Source organism: Acidiluteibacter sp. (assembly GCF_055129545.1).
In genome coordinates this window covers 1-18,014 of sequence record NZ_JBSRUB010000004.1, presented here as the reverse complement: position 1 = coordinate 18,014, position 18,014 = coordinate 1, and the positions used below count along the sequence as shown (strand labels likewise).

General features: G+C 34.4%; 21 protein-coding genes. 8 read left to right on the top strand and 13 right to left on the bottom strand.

Going from position 1 to position 18,014, the window contains the following annotated elements; translation table 11 throughout:
* Positions 1-129: 129 nt before the first annotated feature.
* The 5 genes from ACTB0X_RS01415 to ACTB0X_RS01395 all read left to right on the top strand — a co-directional run bounded on the left by ACTB0X_RS01415 (position 130) and on the right by ACTB0X_RS01395 (position 3,024).
* Complete coding sequence (locus ACTB0X_RS01415; protein WP_463023193.1) at positions 130-402, top strand: hypothetical protein; 273 nt, start codon at positions 130-132, stop codon at positions 400-402.
* A 112-nt stretch (positions 403-514) separates the two neighbouring features.
* The gene (locus ACTB0X_RS01410) at positions 515-856 is read left to right on the top strand and encodes a hypothetical protein (RefSeq protein ID WP_463023192.1); all 342 of its coding nucleotides are present in this window, start codon (positions 515-517) and stop codon (positions 854-856) included.
* 337 nt (positions 857-1,193) lie between these two features.
* Complete coding sequence (locus ACTB0X_RS01405; protein WP_463023191.1) at positions 1,194-1,610, top strand: hypothetical protein; 417 nt, start codon at positions 1,194-1,196, stop codon at positions 1,608-1,610.
* Positions 1,592-2,371, top strand: coding sequence for a sensor histidine kinase (locus tag ACTB0X_RS01400; protein ID WP_463023190.1), 780 nt, complete (start codon positions 1,592-1,594; stop codon positions 2,369-2,371). Before ACTB0X_RS01405 ends, ACTB0X_RS01400 begins: the two co-directional genes overlap by 19 nt.
* Positions 2,368-3,024 carry a response regulator transcription factor gene (locus tag ACTB0X_RS01395; protein WP_463023189.1) on the top strand — a complete coding sequence of 219 codons (657 nt, stop codon included), beginning with the start codon at positions 2,368-2,370 and terminating at the stop codon, positions 3,022-3,024. The genes ACTB0X_RS01400 and ACTB0X_RS01395 overlap by 4 nt, the downstream gene beginning before the upstream one ends.
* A 24-nt stretch (positions 3,025-3,048) precedes the next feature.
* Here ACTB0X_RS01395 and ACTB0X_RS01390 read toward each other — a convergent pair whose 3' ends face one another.
* The 6 genes from ACTB0X_RS01390 to ACTB0X_RS01365 form a co-directional block, all read right to left on the bottom strand.
* Positions 3,049-3,960 (bottom strand): porin family protein, encoded by a 912-nt coding sequence (locus tag ACTB0X_RS01390; RefSeq protein WP_463023188.1) that lies wholly within the window; start codon positions 3,958-3,960, stop codon positions 3,049-3,051.
* An 81-nt stretch (positions 3,961-4,041) separates the two neighbouring features.
* A complete protein-coding gene (locus ACTB0X_RS01385; RefSeq protein ID WP_463023187.1) occupies positions 4,042-5,568 on the bottom strand; it encodes a helicase HerA-like domain-containing protein in 1,527 nt (508 codons plus the stop codon).
* Positions 5,569-5,691: 123 nt separating this feature from the next.
* Positions 5,692-6,141 (bottom strand): KTSC domain-containing protein, encoded by a 450-nt coding sequence (locus tag ACTB0X_RS01380; RefSeq protein ID WP_463023186.1) that lies wholly within the window; start codon positions 6,139-6,141, stop codon positions 5,692-5,694.
* 59 nt (positions 6,142-6,200) lie between these two features.
* The gene (locus tag ACTB0X_RS01375; RefSeq protein ID WP_463023185.1) at positions 6,201-7,334 is read right to left on the bottom strand and encodes a DEAD/DEAH box helicase; all 1,134 of its coding nucleotides are present in this window, start codon (positions 7,332-7,334) and stop codon (positions 6,201-6,203) included.
* Between the two features lie 106 nt (positions 7,335-7,440).
* On the bottom strand, positions 7,441-8,379 hold the full coding sequence (locus ACTB0X_RS01370) for an aldo/keto reductase (protein WP_463023184.1): 939 nt from the start codon (positions 8,377-8,379) through the stop codon (positions 7,441-7,443).
* A gap of 133 nt (positions 8,380-8,512) precedes the next feature.
* The gene (locus ACTB0X_RS01365) at positions 8,513-11,155 is read right to left on the bottom strand and encodes a T9SS type A sorting domain-containing protein (RefSeq protein ID WP_463023183.1); all 2,643 of its coding nucleotides are present in this window, start codon (positions 11,153-11,155) and stop codon (positions 8,513-8,515) included.
* Between the two features lie 141 nt (positions 11,156-11,296).
* Between ACTB0X_RS01365 and ACTB0X_RS01360 the strand changes: the two genes are divergently transcribed.
* Genes ACTB0X_RS01360 through ACTB0X_RS01350 form a run of 3 tightly spaced genes read left to right on the top strand, consistent with a single transcriptional unit; the run spans position 11,297 to position 13,153 of the window.
* On the top strand, positions 11,297-11,734 hold the full coding sequence (locus tag ACTB0X_RS01360; RefSeq protein WP_463023182.1) for a peptidylprolyl isomerase: 438 nt from the start codon (positions 11,297-11,299) through the stop codon (positions 11,732-11,734).
* Between the two features lie 6 nt (positions 11,735-11,740).
* Positions 11,741-12,112 carry a DUF3127 domain-containing protein gene (locus ACTB0X_RS01355; protein ID WP_463023181.1) on the top strand — a complete coding sequence of 124 codons (372 nt, stop codon included), beginning with the start codon at positions 11,741-11,743 and terminating at the stop codon, positions 12,110-12,112.
* Complete coding sequence (locus tag ACTB0X_RS01350) at positions 12,113-13,153, top strand: metal-dependent hydrolase (protein WP_463023180.1); 1,041 nt, start codon at positions 12,113-12,115, stop codon at positions 13,151-13,153.
* A 72-nt stretch (positions 13,154-13,225) separates the two neighbouring features.
* On the opposite strand, the gene ACTB0X_RS01345 is transcribed toward ACTB0X_RS01350, so the two are convergent.
* From ACTB0X_RS01345 to ACTB0X_RS01315, 7 genes are all read right to left on the bottom strand, one after another.
* The gene (locus ACTB0X_RS01345) at positions 13,226-13,594 is read right to left on the bottom strand and encodes a helix-turn-helix domain-containing protein (protein ID WP_463023179.1); all 369 of its coding nucleotides are present in this window, start codon (positions 13,592-13,594) and stop codon (positions 13,226-13,228) included.
* A 12-nt stretch (positions 13,595-13,606) separates the two neighbouring features.
* Positions 13,607-13,903, bottom strand: coding sequence for a type II toxin-antitoxin system HigB family toxin (locus ACTB0X_RS01340; RefSeq protein WP_463023178.1), 297 nt, complete (start codon positions 13,901-13,903; stop codon positions 13,607-13,609).
* Positions 13,904-14,344: 441 nt separating this feature from the next.
* Complete coding sequence (locus tag ACTB0X_RS01335; protein WP_463023177.1) at positions 14,345-14,632, bottom strand: addiction module antidote protein; 288 nt, start codon at positions 14,630-14,632, stop codon at positions 14,345-14,347.
* 2 nt (positions 14,633-14,634) lie between these two features.
* Entirely contained in the window at positions 14,635-14,937 is a 303-nt protein-coding gene (locus ACTB0X_RS01330) for a type II toxin-antitoxin system RelE/ParE family toxin (RefSeq protein WP_463023176.1), read from the bottom strand.
* A 195-nt stretch (positions 14,938-15,132) separates the two neighbouring features.
* Entirely contained in the window at positions 15,133-15,663 is a 531-nt protein-coding gene (locus ACTB0X_RS01325; protein WP_463023175.1) for a DUF6584 family protein, read from the bottom strand.
* Positions 15,664-16,135: 472 nt separating this feature from the next.
* A complete protein-coding gene (locus ACTB0X_RS01320) occupies positions 16,136-16,579 on the bottom strand; it encodes a hypothetical protein (protein WP_463023174.1) in 444 nt (147 codons plus the stop codon).
* Between the two features lie 839 nt (positions 16,580-17,418).
* Positions 17,419-17,985, bottom strand: coding sequence for a hypothetical protein (locus ACTB0X_RS01315; protein ID WP_463023173.1), 567 nt, complete (start codon positions 17,983-17,985; stop codon positions 17,419-17,421).
* Positions 17,986-18,014 lie beyond the last annotated feature (29 nt).

The following is an 18,014-nucleotide window of genomic DNA, read 5'->3' as shown; positions in this document are numbered from 1 at the left end:
CTAATTTATTAGATGAGGGATTGAAAAGATGAAAAGTTGAAAATGGGTTTAAGAGTTGCCCAACTAGTAGTGTAGTAGTTCAGCTTTTCATCTTTTCCTAAAGTGCTAACCCTTTAAATTTGAAATCCCATGAATATTCAGCCTGAACAATATAAGCGAGAAGATTTAATGCAGTTCAGAACAAAGATTCTTCATGACATGATGCATCTCCCAGGTGTTTTATGTGTATCTATTGGATTAAAAGAAGTGGCAGGAGAGTATACAAGTCAACTTTGTTTTAAAATCTATGTAAAAGAAAAACGTAGTATTTCTCAACTCCAAGCCGAACAAATCATTCCAGAAAAATATGAAGGTTACCTTACTGATGTAGTAGTTATGAAAACGTTACTAAAAGCGGCTTAAATTTCTACTTTAACTTTTCCTTAATTTTTTTATAAAAACCTTCTTTTTTTTTCTACTGTATCTAAAAAGTGCGATATTAGTCCACACTAATACAAACCATTAAAATTTAGATATGAGTAACCCAACAAATGAATTACCAGAGAATGCCTTGCCTGAGCAGCAAGCAATTGACTATGCCGCAAGCTGGAGAACACTAGGCGAAGAGAAATTAGGTACCGACTTTTTCAAAGGATTCTTAATCCCAATGGATGACTTGACCCAAATCATCAGTAAGGGATGTTGTAATATTCGTGTTTACATTGGAAACGATGCCGAAGGTGGGAAACACCTTTTACTTGTAGGTGTGGATGAAGCTGGTGTTGATTTGATCAATTACAGCGAAGGATATTATGTGTATGATTTTACTACAGTTTGTCCTGATATTTGTGATGAAACAAGTGTACTTTGTAATTAAACAGACATTTCAATAGGGAATATTTCATAAAATTTCAGGATGGAGTATTCCCATCTTCACCCTAATGCTACTTACTTTAACTATCTAAATAGATAGTTGATAACTCTTTTTTTGGATGACCACATATAAAATATTGAGGTATTTAGGACATATAGTTTCATTTATACTGTCAATTATGTATTTAGCCAATTATAGGAAATTGTCAAAGCCATTAAAGATATTTTCAATATTTCTGTTTTTATTGGCCTCTGTAAATTTTTCTGGTTTCGTTTTGGGACAGTTCAGAATCCATAATGTATTCTTATGGCATTATTTTAATTATATAGAATGGTTATTAATGTCTTGTTTTTTTGTACTCTTTTATCCAGACAATTATAAAAGCTTAGTTAAAGGGGTCTCTATTCTTGTATTATTGATTATGCTATATGGTTCCATTTTCATAAATGCAGTCACTGAATTTAACATCCTAGGCTATTTTGCACTCAAGTTAATGGTAATAATAATGGGATTAATTGAAGTATATAAGAATCAACTCATTTCAAAGCAACACTATTATTATTTGAACATTGGAACCGTGTTTTTATCTGTCGTCGGTATTTGTTATTTCACTTTTTGGAATCTTCGTATCACTGATGCATTTACCATAGAAGGAAGGATGATTTTGATGATTGTAAATTCTTCTGCTTTTATAATTGGATTAATTTTTTATTTCGTTGAGTTTTATAAATCTAAATTATGGAAAGCGAATCATTAGTTGGGCTGATTCTATTGGTCATGTTTGGTATGTTAACGATTGTTCTCATGCTAATTATATTTATCAATAAAGCCAAGAATAAGGTGCAAAATGAACAATTGGAACGTGAAAAACTAACAAGTACCTACCGCAAAGATTTACTAGAACATTCTATTTTTGCCCAAGAAAAGGAGCGAGACCGTTTATCAGCAGAATTGCACGATGGAATTGTATCAAAACTCAATATCATCCACTTTCAATTGTCACATTTTTCTGGAAAACTAACAGCAGATGAAGATGAATCTTTTCAGACCATCAATGAAATATTGCACAAAACCATCGACGAAACTAGACGGATTTCTCATGATTTATTTCCAGTAGTTTTGGAAAATTTTGGAATTGTAACCGCACTAAATGAATTGAAAGAACTCAATCGTTCTAATCAAATAGAAACCCTGCTAGAGGTTGATTATAAAGATGCTGATTTTCAATTGGAGTCGTCTATACACATTTATAGAATTGTTCAAGAGTTGGTGAATAATTCAATAAAATATGCCAATTGTACCAAAATATCAATCGCGTTAAAGAAAGGAGTGGATGGTTTTCAATTGATTTATAACGACAACGGAATTGGAAAGAAAACGCAAGTTTTAAAGGGAAAAGGATTAGGAATTAAGAATATTAATAGTAGATTGAGCATCCTAAACGCTACACTTGAAATGGAACAACTGACCCCGGGTCTAAAATTTATCATTACACAAACATTGAGTAAAACAGAATGATAAGAATATACTTAGTTGACGACGAAATACTCTTTATTAAAGGACTACAAAGTATTTTAACCCAGTTTGAAGGAGTAGAAGTGCTCAAGACTTTTACCGCTCCTGAAGATTTACTTAAAGAGCTGGAAGAGAATGAAGATCGACCTGATATCATTATGGTGGATATGAAAATGCCCAATATTAATGGCATTGAACTCACTAAAATACTCGCTAAAAAGACACCAGAAGTTAAAATCATTGGATTGAGTTCTCATTATTCCAATGTGTTAATTTTTGAAATGTTAAAGATTGGCGCTTCAGCTTATTTACCAAAAAATGCAACCATTCCAAGGCTCGAAAAAACCATTCGACATGTAGCCGAAGAAGGCTTTTATTTTGAAGAATTGGTGCTGAATTCCTATCACGAAAGTATTGCTTCTGTGAAAGCACAGAAGGAGTTAGTTAACCAAGGATTAACTTCAAGAGAAGTGGATGTGCTGATTCTTATTTGTGAGCAGTTAACCACTCATGAGATAGCAGAAAAGTTGTTTATTTCCCTAAAGACCGTTGAGCGCCATCGAACTAATTTGTTTCAAAAAACAGAAGCTAAAAATGTAGTGGGGTTGGTTCTTTTTGCATTGAAAAATCAATTGATTTCAAACGCATTTTTGTAGTTAAAGCATCGCCCTACTAAACTGTTACTTTCCAAATCGAATGCCTATTGACAGATCAACTCTGCTCATGTTTTCTTGCTGGTCTATGGGATATTCTATAGTTTGAGTTTTACCACCTATTTCTATTTCCGCTTTTGCGAGAGAGCCTGCAATTAGACTCGCTTGAAAAGATAGATACAAGTGCTTTTCTAATTGAAGGTCGTACCCAACATTTATTACCATACCTAAAGTTTTGCCGGTTAATTTTATTGGATCGATAACTAATCCCTGATTGTGGTATCCGAAGTAACCGATCGAATGAGATAATACTATTGGACTATTTCCCATTCCAGGAAATAATCTAAAAGTAAAACTGGGTCCAATAAAGGTATTCCTTATATCATCTTTAAGTAAACCAGTTCTATTTGTTCCATTAGGATAAAAAGCAATTATTTCTATAGAGTTTTCCGTTTTAAAGATTGAAAATCTGGCTCCTAAGCCTATGTTTTTATTTAAAAAATAGGTGACATCTCCACCAAAGTGATAACCTTTCTTCAAATCTTTATAATACTCTTTAATTTCTGGATCGATTACATCGCCTATTTGTGCTAATAAATAACTAAATCCACCATTAGCACCTATTGTAAATTTCGGGCGATCATTGATTATGGGTGTAATAGTCTTCATTTTTGGTTCATCAAACTCTTTGACATAATCATTGTACTCATTATTTTTAGTGCTTTCATTCACATTTAAAGAGTACTGCTTAACCTGCGATTTAGCTATAGAATAAATGATTTTAGTGGCATCTTTATAAGGTAGGGTATATGAAATAGAATCACTTCCAATTTTTGTGATTTGACAGAAAATTTCTTCTCCATTCGTTTTTACGATTTTATCTTGGCTAATGCCTAAAAAAGAAATTAGAATAAAGAGGATGAGTAAAGTAGACTTCATTTTGCAGTAGAATTTATTGGAATAAAGATAGCATTAATGCCTGATTTAAATTACTAATTTTAAGAAGGGCGATAAAGAATTCTACCTTCTTTGCTTTATTCCTAAAACGCCCATTAATCCTCTAGTCAGCTCTCTTGCTATAGTTCGGCCTATTTGACGGGCAGCAGTTGAGCCCAACACTTTCTCCAATGTCGATTTTTCTTGTTTTGCTGATTTAATCGGTTTTTTATCAGAAATATCCTGTGCTTGTCCAGCACTGTCTAGTTTTGCTGTCAGTATTTCATAAGCAGATTCTCTGTTAATACTTCTGTTGTAATGAGCAGCAATTCTAGATTGGGATACAATTTGATCTATTTCTATAGGAGTTAAAACATCCATTCTTGATTGTGGAGCTCTCAATAAGGTATGAACCAATTCTGTTGGTCGACCTTTTTTCCCCAATGCAGAAATTAAGGTTTCTCCTGTACCTAAATTGGTCAACAAATCTTTGGTATCGTAAAAGTCGGTCAATGGATAATTCTCATCGGCCAATTTAATGGATCTTCTATCTTTTGCAGTAAATGCCCTTAATGCGTGCTGCACCTTTAAGCCCAATTGAGAAAGGATGGCTTCTGGCACATCTATAGGGTTTTGTGTAATAAAGAACAATCCAACTCCTTTAGATCGAATTAATTTTATCGTTGTTTCCAATTGTTCCAACAATTCCTTTGAGGCTTCATCAAATATTAAATGTGCTTCATCAATAAAAACGCACAACTTGGGTTTTTCCATGTCGCCTTCTTCAGGTAATTTGGCGTAAAGTTCTGCTATCAAACACAACATAAAAGTGGAAAATAACTTTGGTTTGTTTTGAATGTCAGTAAGTCTTAGAATAGAGACAATTCCGTTTCCATTTAAATCAGTGCGTAATAAATCTTCTACTTCAAAAGAAGGTTCTCCAAAAAAACGATCGGCTCCTTGTTGCTCTAATTCCAATGTTTTTCTCAAAATGGCTCCGACAGATGAACTACTGATGGCGCCATATTCTTGTTCTATTTCCGATTTTCCTTCTCGAGAAATGAAATTCAATACTTTTTTGAAATCGTCTAAATCCAGTAAGGGTAATCCTTTGTCGTCGCAATACTTAAATGCAACAGATACTGCACCCGATTGTGTGTCGTTCAGCCCCAATATTTTTGAAAATAGCACTGGTCCAAATTCTGAAACTGTTGCGCGTAATTGCACCCCTTTTTCATCACTGAGTGATAAAAATTCAACTGGACTTTTACCTGCTCTAAATGGAAGTCCTATTTTCTCGTGCCGTTCATCAATTTTTGGATGACCTTGAGAAGCAGCGGCAATTCCACTTAAATCCCCTTTAATGTCCATGATTAGGGAAGGAACTCCTTTTTTAGATAACTCTTCAGCTAAGATTTGTAAGGTTTTAGTTTTTCCGGTCCCAGTGGCTCCTGCAATTAATCCATGGCGGTTCAATGTGTTTAATGGAATATTTACAAAAGAGTTCGTCTGGGTTTCAAAATTTACCATTGCTGCACCTAAAGTGATGTATTCTCCTTCGAAGGTATAGGCTTCTTTTATTGCGTTTGCGAATTGCATTTGTTTGGTCATGTATAATTCGGTTTCCTGATAGAAATACAATAATAGTTAAAAATCAATTGACTCAATTTATTCAAAAAAAATGCCTCATCGGAACTTCCAATGAGGCATTTTAAATCTATTTTTTAAGCTATTTTATTCTTGATCAGACCCTTTTTTCGATTTTCTATAAAGGAAAGAATGAAAGATGTTTCGCTTACCGAAACGCATTTGCTTGTCTGAACTATTAAATTTTTGAAACAACTTTGCATTTACTCCAAAGTACTCGTAAGTAGAACCATCAGTAAAAGTAATGTCGAACAACAGTCCTTTGTGTTTGTAATCTACTACAGTTTCGGTTTCCAACATATTGGTGTATTCTTCCAAGTTGGCCGCTTTTGTTTCAGGCGCAATACTCACTAAAAAGTGGTAGCCATCTATAATTTGCTTACTTATTTTGTCTGCTTCTTCAGCTTTCTCATCACCTGCCTGAAATTTGTCAGGGTGCCATTCTTTTACAAGATTTCTGTAAGTGGTTTTAAGTTCCTTTAAATCAATCTCTTTTTCTACAGAAAATAGTTTCTTGTATTCATTTATGCGTTTCATTGCTGCTTTTTTTAATGGTGCGCGAAAGTACGCAAAATCTAAAGTATAGCAATCATTTTTCAAAAATCGATGTTTTCTGAATCAATCATGGTGACCCATTTTTTCATCTTTTTCTGAATGACTTTGAAGTGATGTGTATCTTCTGGCGTTACAAAAGTAATGGCCTCGCCGGCATTTTCTGCACGTCCAGTTCTACCTATTCTGTGCACAAAATCTTTTGGTGATCGAGGTAATTCATAATTGATCACACAGGGTAAAAATTCAATATCAATTCCTCTTGAAAGTAAATCTGTGGCGACCATCACTTTTAATTTCCCAGATTTGAATAAATTCATGGTTTCTGTTCGATTTCCCTGCGTTTTTTTACTGTGGATGGCTCTGGCCGAGATCCCATTTTTATACAATTTGTCAGCAACTTTGTCGGCCTCATGGGTAGAAGAAGCAAAAACCAATACTTGATTTATTTTTTTTGATTCGATCAAATGACGCAACAAAGGACCTTTGTTTTCTGTACTCACAAAATAACCACTTTGATTGATTAAGTCTATTTCTGCAATTTCATCCTCTACTTTTATGACTACAGGATTTTGCAATAACAGTTGCTCTACTTTTTGAACTTCTGGACTTAAAGTGGCCGAAAAAAGCAAATTTTGCTTCCTTTTTGGCAATAAAGCAAATATTCTGTCCATTTCGGCTTTAAATCCAAGATTCAACATTTTGTCGGCTTCATCCAATACCAGCGTGCTGATGTTTCCAAATTCTATAGCTTTAGATTCCACTAATTCCAGTAATCGACCTGGAGTTGCGATCAACGCATTGACTCCAAATAGATTCTTCATTTGTGGATTGATGGAAACCCCACCATACACCGCCATTGATCGAAACGGGTAGGAGAGGTGTGCGCTTAACTCTTGAAAAACTTCATTCACTTGAACGGCCAATTCACGAGTAGGCACTAAAATTAAAGCATTAATTGCTCTGTTTTTTACAACTATTTTTCCGTCTAAATTCATCAAAATTGGCAATACATAACTAGCTGTTTTACCTGAACCAGTTTTCGCAATTCCCAATAGATCTTTTCCTTTTAATATTTCAGGAATAGCTTGTTTTTGAATTGGGGTAGGCGTTTTATAGTTTTGTGCTTCAATAGCTTTTAAAAGCTGTTGAGAAAGGCCTAAAGAAGAAAATGACATGGAATAGTTGTTTTACTGAATTTTTACAAAGGTAGATGGAAACATCGGATTTTAATTCCCGAACCATCACTTTTGTAATTTGATATCAATGTTGATTAAATAGGATTTATAAATCCCACAAATTCGCCTTCGTATAAAATGGGTTGTCGGTCCAAAATGATCCGTCGATTAGTCTATAATTACTGTCTAAATCGGCGATTTGTTTTACTTCACTTTCAGTTAATTTAATATTATTTGCTGCCAAATTTTCCGCTTGTCTGCCTGCGTTAGTCGACTTAGGAATGGCGCAAATGTCCCGGAATTGATTCCAAGCAATTACAACCTGAGCTGTTGTACAATTATGACTGTTGGCTATTTTATTAATAGTCGAATTCGTCAATACTTGTGGTTCATCTGCTTTTTTAAATCCTTCAGAACGATCGGAAGAACCAAGTGGAGAGTAGGCCGTCATTAAAATATGGCTCGCATCACAAAATTGTTTCAAGGCTTCCTGTGGAAAGAATGGATGTAATTCCACTTGATTCATTTCAACTTGCTGGGTTGAGTTTTCATTGAGGTGTTTTAGCTTTTTAATTGAAAAATTGGAAACTCCAATGTGCTTGCTCAAACCTTCATTCTTTAATTCAATCATCGCATTCCAAGTGTCCAAAAGGGGCACTTCTTCTAAAGGTAAAAATACGGCAGGATCGGCTCCCTTTTTCATGGCTACAGGCCAATGCATCAGGTATAAATCGAGGTAATCGAGCTTTAAATCGGTTAACGTTTGTTTCATTGCTGGAGCTACATCTTTTGGAACATGCTTGTCATTCCATAGTTTTGAGGTAACAAATAGATCTTCTCTTTTTACACTTCCATTTTTGAATAATTCAGCGAAAGCGTCTCCAATTTCTTTTTCATTTCCATAAATGGCAGCGCAATCTATGTGGCGATACCCAGCTTCAATGGCTGAGATAATTGCGGCTTTTACTTCTCCTGGTCGACTTTTCCATGTTCCTAATCCGATTGTTGGAATTTGATCTCCGTTGCTAAATGTTAGCATTTTCATAAATAATTTTTTTATGTTTTCAGTTGAAAAATTAAGAAAATCAATTCACACTAAAGGGATAAAACAAAAAAAGATGTCTTTGCTTGGGCAAAGACATCTCTAAATTAAACTAACTTAAAAACTAATTAACTACTTAATTCATTATCAACTTTCCTTTAGCGATTATTTTGCCATTACTATTCAGTTGGTACAAGTATTGACCTTCTGGCAATTGACCTTTAAAAATCATGATCTTATCTTGGTATTTAATCACCTTAGGATTTACTAATTGACCTTTAATATCTCTAATCTCTACATTTACCACATTGCCATCAATGGTGTTTGATAGTTCGATGGTAGTATTGTTATTAAACGGATTTGGATAAACAGACAATTCTTCTAAAGTTTGTTTTTCAATTCCAACAGGAACAGTTCCGTTTTCGAATTGAACTTTGATCATAAAGTCTTCTGAATTGTTGTTTACATAAGGTGCATATCCATTTGCATCCAATTGGTAACTGTACTTAGAGAAAGGAAGGTCTTTATCCACTCCTAATGTAATTCCATTTCCAAATGGTCTCCATACAACATAAAAACCAGAAGTATCAACCAATATATTATTGTTGGCTGGAGTTACGTCATTGTAGGTATTGACAGTAATGTTTCCTGAACCAACCAATACACTGTCCAATAAAGTACCTGGCATTCCGTTGGCACCATCAGCTTTGTAAATCAATGCATCAAATCCAAATGCACCACCCAAAGCAGTGTGATAAAATGACGTTCGCTTGATTCTAGAAGATGCATAAGGAGGTTTGAAATACACTGCATATCCTAGCATGGTTGATGCATTTACAGTAGAACCTTCAGAAGTTGTATTTGCATATGATGCATTTACAATGTTATTGTTGGTATCTACTACCATAATCTCTTGAATCATCGTATCATTTTCCAATTCGTTATCTTTTAGTAGTTTACTTAAGTAAACATGATAACTATACGTTCCTGCAATTGAAGGAGTAAATGTGTTTGAAAAAGTAAAGGTCGTATCTCTTCCTGCTTTTAAAATTGGTAAAACAGAAGATCCCGTTCCTACTTGAATCGCAGTATTGGTGAATTGCTTGTTGGTTACAGTAACATTTGTTGCATCTCTAAAGCCAATATTGCTTACTGTAGTGGTCAATGGATAAGGACGTACTCGCTGAGAGAATACTGCTTTTCCATTATCTCTTCCTAAAGTGGTGATTTCTCCATCTTCAGAAGGAGTCGCAATCGTCATTCCCATCATAAAGTCTTGTGTAGATTGATCTCTATAATCGGCCCAACTTCCAGCAATCACCTCAATGGCACGCTTAGATATTGGAGTGGCTGTGCTTGTACCAATGTTAATACCGTCACCATCCATCAACCAGTGAATATATACACCGCCACTTGTAATTGAAATGTTGGTGTCTTTTGGTTTTACGCTAGTATATGAGTTGATGGTTATAGAACCTGGAGCAACATAAACACTGTCTAATAAAGTGCCGTGAGTTCCATTTGGACCATTGTCATCATAGATCATGGCATGGAAACCCACAGGAACCGCACCTAATGCTGTGATGTAGAATTCTGTACTAATAATTTTTGCAGGATATATTGGAGGACTCATGTAAACGGATGTACCGCCATTTCCACCTGACCAACCAATACTTCCAGTGGAGACTCCATCTGTGTAATCCATCGTGATGGTATCACTGGTTGGATTCAATGCAATAATCTTTTGTGTTAATGAATTGTTTGAAGGCGTATTGTCACCGGTTACACCAGTTAAATTCGTTCGGTATGCGTGAGCTCCAAGCTGACTGAAAGTGTAAGGTACATTGTACGTGATGGTAGAATCTTTTCCTGCTGCTAAATTTGCAATGGATTTAGTAGTGTTTAAAGGCGTACCTCCTACTGGTGGTGTCATGTTTGCATTCGCAGTTACGTTTGGAATGAGTTGATTCCCTGTATTCTTAATGTTGGTTTTTAAATCCAATACTTGTCCTTGTAGTACGAATTCTCCTGCAGAAGAGGAATTTCCAACCCAGTTTACAGCAGCATCTGTTAAAGGAGCTACTACATTTGGATAATAGTATTTTACAGAAGTATTAGCAGTAGGAAATGTCATTCCTCTGTACTGTTGCAATCCGTCAGTTCCAGATGCATTTTCAATTCCATTAGATAAACCATTTGTGGTATAAGTAGGATCTGGTAAACCAGTTTGCGACTTATAGTTAACTGTGATTGAAGTGTCTAGTTTATTTAAAATGATCTGAAAGGTATTACTTCCGCCATATTGTGCAGAATTATTAATCCAAAAGGGCACATTGATAAAAGAGATACAAACACTATCGCCATTGTCATGGTGGTATGCTCGCCCAGGATTACCTGTGCTGGCAAACGATAAATCAGACAATAAAGCTGCAATAAAATTATTGGGAGCACCTATTGTAGGAATGATCGGAAATGCCGCACCAACAGAAGCAATGTTAACCGAAGTAAATGAAACATAACCATTTGATCCAACATAAAAGCTAGTTGGTTGCGAAGTGTAATAAGTAAAACCTGAAAGTGGAAATGGCCCGATAACGTTATCGTCTCCTAGGCCCACAACCTGAGTACCTATTGTTTCTATATCATACCAAGCATAAGTTGGACCGCCGCTCGCAGCAGACGATTTCCAAGTGTACCCAAAATTATCTGGTCCTCCCGAAGTTTGAGCCATCATTCCAAAAGGTATAAGAACGCTCATAATTAGTAACAATTTTTTCATAGCAATTAAATTTTAGTTTAAGCAGTTAATTTAGACTTAAAAAAAGTTAATTCCAAATTTATTTAATGGAGAATAATAAGTGTGTGGATTATGAAAAAGAGATTCAAAAACTTAAATTTGTGTTCTTAAATTTTGGAAAAGATGAAAAAAGCAAAAATGACTACCGATAAGGGTGAGATGATGATCGAATTTTACGAGAAAGACGCTCCTAAAACAGTTGAGAATTTCGTAAAATTATCAAACGATGGATTTTACAATGGATTAACTTTCCACAGAGTACTTCCTGATTTTGTGATTCAGGGTGGATGTCCTGATGGAACTGGTGCAGGTGGTCCAGGTTATTCTATCGATTGTGAATTGAATGGTGAAAATCAACACCATGATAGAGGCGTATTGTCTATGGCACACGCTGGTAGAAATACAGGAGGAAGTCAGTTTTTTATCTGCCACAGCAGAAAAAATACCTCTCATTTAGATCGTAATCATACTTGTTTTGGTAAAGTGGTAGAAGGTTTAGATGTAATCGATGCCATTAAAATGGGCGATAAAATTCAAAAAATAGAAATTATAGAAGATTAAGAAATTATGGGTTTATCAGTAGAAGGAAAATTAACATCAATATTGCCGGTAGAAAGTGGAACAAGTAAAGCCGGTAAAGAATGGAAAAAGCAAGGATTTGTAGTAGATACAGGTGCTCAATACAATCCAGAGGTTTGTTTTAGTTTGTTTGGTGACGATAAAATTGCCATGTTAAATGGATTAAAATCAGGTCAGGACATTAAAGTAGAATTTAACTTGTCTTCTAGAGAATACAATGGAAAGTGGTTTCACAATGTAGATGCATGGAAAATTGATGTAATCGGAGCAGCTGCTCCTGGTGCAACCAATACTCCGCCGCCACCTGCAAGCATGAGCCCTGCTGATGAGGCTTCTGAAGAGGACGATCTTCCATTCTAAATGGATTCACTCACACAGATTATTCTTGGAGCCGCTGTTGGTGAAGCGACTTTAGGAAAAAAAATAGGGAATAAAGCCCTCCTATGGGGAGCCATAGGAGGCACCATTCCCGACTTAGATGTTTTCGTAGGAAAACTATTCGACACCGTGACTGAATTAGACATTCACAGAGGATTCAGTCATTCTATCATTTTTAGTTTATTGTTGGCGCCCATTCTGGGCTATTTAGTCAATAAACTCTATCAAAAATCAGAAGAAGCTACTTGGCGCGGATGGACTTTATTGTTCTTCTGGGCATTGTTCACGCATCCATTGTTGGACAGTTTTACCACTTGGGGCACTCAGCTATTTTGGCCGTTGGATTATCGGGTGGCCTTTCACAGCATTTTTGTGATTGACCCTTTGTATACCGTTCCTTTTCTCATCAGCACCATTGCCGTATTGTTCTACAAGCGCGATTCTCAAATTCGCAGGCGGTGGAACCGGTTTGGTATCTTTTACAGCACTGCCTATTTAGGAGTGACTTTATTGATCAAAACACATGTAAACGAAGTCGTGGTGGACAGCTTAAGGCGACAAGACATTGCTTTTGAAAGCTTTCAAACTCGGCCAACACCTTTCAATACCATTTTGTGGGCCGCCAATGTAGAATTGGAGGACGATTTTTTAATGAGCTATTTCTCTTTGTTGGACACCAAACCAGAGTTGGTGTTTAAGCGCATTCCAAAAGATAGAATCCTACAAGATAATGTTGCTCAAGAGTATGGCTTTCAGCGATTGCAGTTTCTCACCAAAGGATATTATACGTTAGAGCAACGATCAGATACTTTAGTGATGAATGATTTGCGTTTTGGGGAATTATCTGGTTGGGAAAGCATCCCGAATGATGGACTTTCAGTAGAGGCGGAACATAATTTTGTGTTTTCATACTACCTCACTCGCAACGAAGATGGCAGCCTACAAGTGGACCGTAAGCCAAACGACGTGAGCAAAGCCAAAGCGGCAATGAGTGGTTTGTGGAATCGGTTGAAGGGGGAGTAAGGGGTGTCGTTTTTGTGCTTTTAGCTTTCTCTAAAACCCAAATGAATTATAGTCTATGATTACTGGTTGTTATTATTTTGTCAGTTGATAATTGTTTACCAATACGGAGGCTGAAATGTTTAAAACTCTTTCAAGTTCTCTAATCATATCGACTGTCAATCTTTTTTTTCGGCTTAGAATCTCAGAAACTCTACTTTTACCTCCAATAATTCCGACTAAATCTTTTTGCTTAAAATTCATTTCTTCCATTCGAATTTTAATTGCTTCGATTGGATCAGGAGCATCAATAGGAAAAAACTGATTCTCATAATTATCAATCAACATTGCTAAAATTTCAGCTTCGTCTCCCTCATTTGAATTAGGAGATGCGTCAAATATTACTTCAAGTCTTTCAAGCGCTTTTTCGTAATCGTTTTCTGTTTTGATTGGTCTTATTTCCATAATTCTTAATTTTTAAATAGTGTCAGCGTCTATTTTATCATACTCAGCATGAGTTCCTATAAAACGAATAAAAGCCCATTGTCTCACGTAATTAAATTTTACAATTAGTCGGTATGAATTTCCTTTAATATTAAAAACAACTCTACTGTCTTTTAATATACTTGCATTGATAAAGGTTTGTTTTACGTCATTCGGAGAATTCCAATTCGAGTTTTTAGTTGTCTCGAACCAAGTTTTTAAATATTGTTCTGAATCAGCGTGATTTTCCCAAAAATCCCTTAATGTCTTTTTTGCAACTATTCTTTTCATCCTGTCGACTGAGTTACAAAGATAAATAAAAAAGTTCTCAATAGGAGAACTTTTTGTTGTTGCTTTTTGTTCAATGAGTTGTTGATGCTTTCCAAGGCATGATAATCTGAATTGGTGTTCAGATTATACGTCCTAAAAGTGTAAAGGATGTATCTTTAACTTTGTAACGCATGTTTGTTTAACGCACCGAATTTTTGCTAACGGCCAAATATAGTGCGTAATGAGGTTAGTAAAGATACAATTTGCTTAAAAGGATTTTGTGCATTTTCTTTTCTACAAAATTCGCTTGCGAATTTTACGGAGTATCAAAGAATAAAAAAATTTCTTAACCTATTGTCTCCCTATGCACTATAATTAATGTTAGCGGATCGTTTTTTATTTTTATCAGCCTTGTTCTCAGTCTATCAATTTTGAGACTTGTAATTAGTCAAGGCGGTAATATTATGCGACAGGCATAGAATTGATATGGAGCTGACCACCAACAGCTTTTAAAACTTTGAAAATAGTGTCAAATTGTGGTTTTGAATCTTGATTAAGAGCCTTGTATAAACTAGGTCTACTAAGTCCTGTTTCTTCAGCAATTTTGGTCATCCCGATGGCTTTAGCAATATGTCCAATTGCAGCAATTACATCAGAAGCGTCTCCATCTTCTAAAACTGTATTTAAATATTCAGCTACCATTTCATTATCATCAATATAATCTGCGATGTCAAATTTTGTAGTTTTCATAATTAGTCTTTTTTATATTTAGTCCACAGTAATTTAGCTTTTTCAATATCTGCTTGTTGTGTGGCTTTATCGCCGCCAAATAGCAGAATAGTCACAATTCCTGCATGTTCTTTTAAATACACTCTGTACCCTTTTCCTTCTGGAACTCTTAGTTCAGTTAGTCCGTCTCCAATTGGCTTGCAATCTCCAAAGTTTCCTTTTTCTTCTATCCGTTGAATCCTAAATAAGATTTTTGCTTTTGCACGTCTGTCCTTTAGCTTGCGAAGCCATTTATCAAATTCAGAAGTTTTTTCAATTAAGTACATAAATAAGTGTATTCACTTGGATACAAATTTAAGAAATAATTTTGAGTTTTGTAATCAGTCCAACTAATAAAGCGAAGTGGAGTAGTAGCAAGTTTGCAGAACTGGGATATCAGTATTGTAGTCCGTCAAATTATTATGATTTAAGATTTCAATTTGAAAGCTATTGTATCTTGATTAAAATCTACTCCGAAATAATTAAAATATCCATTGGATTACTCTAATTAACCCAACTATTGCTAAAATTAGAATAAGTATTATAAATCCAATAAAGATTTTCTCAATGATTTTATCTTTTAAAGTTCTCTTTTCATTGGGTTTCTTTTTCTGTTGTTTATTTAAAATCGGAGTGAATTTTGGAACAGTCTTAACTTGTTTGAAGCTATCAGCTTCTAATTCAAATAATTTTTTACGAGCATAATGAGGTAGTTTATCTTTATCTCCTCTAAAAGTTATTTCTCTTAGGATTTGATACCCTGAATTATTTGTGCTTTTTGTGTAGATTTCAATACTTTTTCTAATTCGATCATCATTTGGCTCAAAAAGTATCCAATATCTTCCTGCTGCATCTAAAAAGCCACCTTCATAATATAATTCTGCAAGTTTATTCCATAATGTTAAATCATTGGGATTGACATTTATCATATTTCGGAGTTGGTCAGCAGCTTTAAATTTAAGTCCACTGGCAATCTCGTCATCAATCTTTTTTAGTTTTTTTTTAAGGTCCAATATTTAATTTTTTGAATGCCCGCTACGCCCCTGTATGGTTTGTTGTGAGATAGATAAAAGTAACACTTACAATTTACTAAATAGCAAAAGCCGCGCAGCGGATTTGTATATTTCTCATTTTCTACAAAACCGCAAGCGGATTTTGTGGAGTTTTAAATAGGGAAAAAGACAGAACAACTGCCTTACTCACAATGAATTATACAGCATGTTGTGGTTAGTTATTATTCTTATAATCAACCACTCACAAGAAAAAACTCGAGTCAGAAACTTAGTCGATTTACACTGAAACAAAGTACAAAATTGAAAAGCCAAAATTGGCTGATTTTATTTGATTAAAATCTAAACTGATGAAGTTGGCGAAGTCAATGAGTTATGGACTCAGTCAAACCAGTGATGCGAAGTGGAGTAGTTGCAATTTTGCAGAATGTTACATTCAGATTGTAAATTAAGATAGACTTCTAGTATATTGTTGTCATGTCGTTGTGGATATTTTATCAATTGTTCCATTATATAAATCGAAGATTAGATATGGACCTCCTTCAATTTTAACATTCATATAGTCTTTATCAATGTTGTTTTTTGAAACCCAATTTAATTTCAAATGATTTATCAAATTGATGAAGTCATGAACTTTACTGTTTGGTTTTATGATAAAGTCTTCAAAAATAGATATATCAGAAGACTTGTATTCAAGGTTTTTAAACTCTAAGGGCTTTTCTAAATATTTAAATTCTACAGCTAGCTCATCTATAATATTATTAGTGTATCCATATCGATAAGCACCATAATACAAATAGCCATGCTTTTTATCTCCAACAATATTTGTTGGATCTCCTAGGGTGGAGTATAAAAATTCCAAGTTAGTTCCTAATTTGATGCTATTTAGTATGTTGCCATTTTTCAGAAAATCTATCATTTATTAAACTTTTAGTTTATCCATTCTCCATCTTGTGATAATATAAAAATAACGAGTATAATAAGGCAAAGGAAAGATATAATTCCTGCTATTTTAACACTGTTGAATTTTAGATGGTTATTCTTTTGTATTATTTCTAGTATCGCATTTATAACTCTACTTATGGTATAAATAGATATAAATGTTAGAATAACTATAAAAAATATGGGTAAAAAAAACATTGCTTTAGAAGAATAAAAAACTCTTGAATTAAACTTTATTTTTCTTAAAATGAAGTTCGGGAATTAACCACAACGCCCATGTAAGATTTGTTGGGAGCTAAGTAAAAGTAATATATTCAGTTTACCAAGTAACAAAAACCGGCTGGGATTTGAAAGATTTTTTGTCGTCCCGTAAATCCGAGACGGATTTTGTGGGACGTCAAACAGCACCAAAGCTAACCTAACTGCCTAAACCCCAATGAATTTTACATTATGTTGTAAAGAGTTATTGTTCTCAGAATTAAGTACTCACAAGAAGATACTCGAGTCAAATACTTAGTCCATTTACACAAAAACTAAGCACTAAATTGAAAAGCTGAAGCTTGCGATTTTGTTTGTTCAAAATCTACCTTGCAGAAATATGCAAAGTTAACAAGTTATATAATTTTTGAGTTAGGTAATTAGTCCAACCGATAAAGCGAAGTGGAGTAGTAGCAAGCTTGCAGAAAAGGAATATCAGTTTTGTAGTCCGTCCGATAAGCATGGTTGAGCCTTTTAAGTTGCTAATGTGAAAAGCCAAAATTGGCTGATTTTATTTGATTAAAATCTACTTTGATGAAGTTTGCAAAGTCAATATTCTTAAGAGCATCTTCCGCTGAATTTATACTTTTCTCTTAAATTTTCAGGAATAACATTATTCATTTTTTGAATAAATTCTTCAAGTTTTTTATCGCAGAATTGATAATTTATAAAATACGACTTGTAGTTTTTATCTATAATTAAGATTCTTGTTCCTAAATCGTGATTGGAATTAATTGTTTCCCTAATTAGAACTTTTTCATCCACAATTATGGTATCAATTTTTTGATTTAACGCTTTGTAATTTTTAAAATCAAAACCTTCTATAAATTGGAGCAGGTTATTATAACTTTTTCTAAATGATTTTAAATCAGAATCACTTAGGTCGCTAACTAATTTGTGAAAATTTACAACATCTGCTTCACTGTCTTTCATGCTATTAAAATTATTTTTCTTCAATAGCATTCCATCTTTATCCATTTTTAGAATGTGGTCGCCGTTAATTGTAAGTCCTGTATAGATTTGAATTTCATATAAATCAAAGGTTAAAGGTTCTCTATTTGACTTTTGGGCAAATAAATTAAATGCCAAGAGTAGAGCAGCAGAAATTATTATATTTTTTATCAAATTTGTTGGTTATCAGAATTCTTTACAAC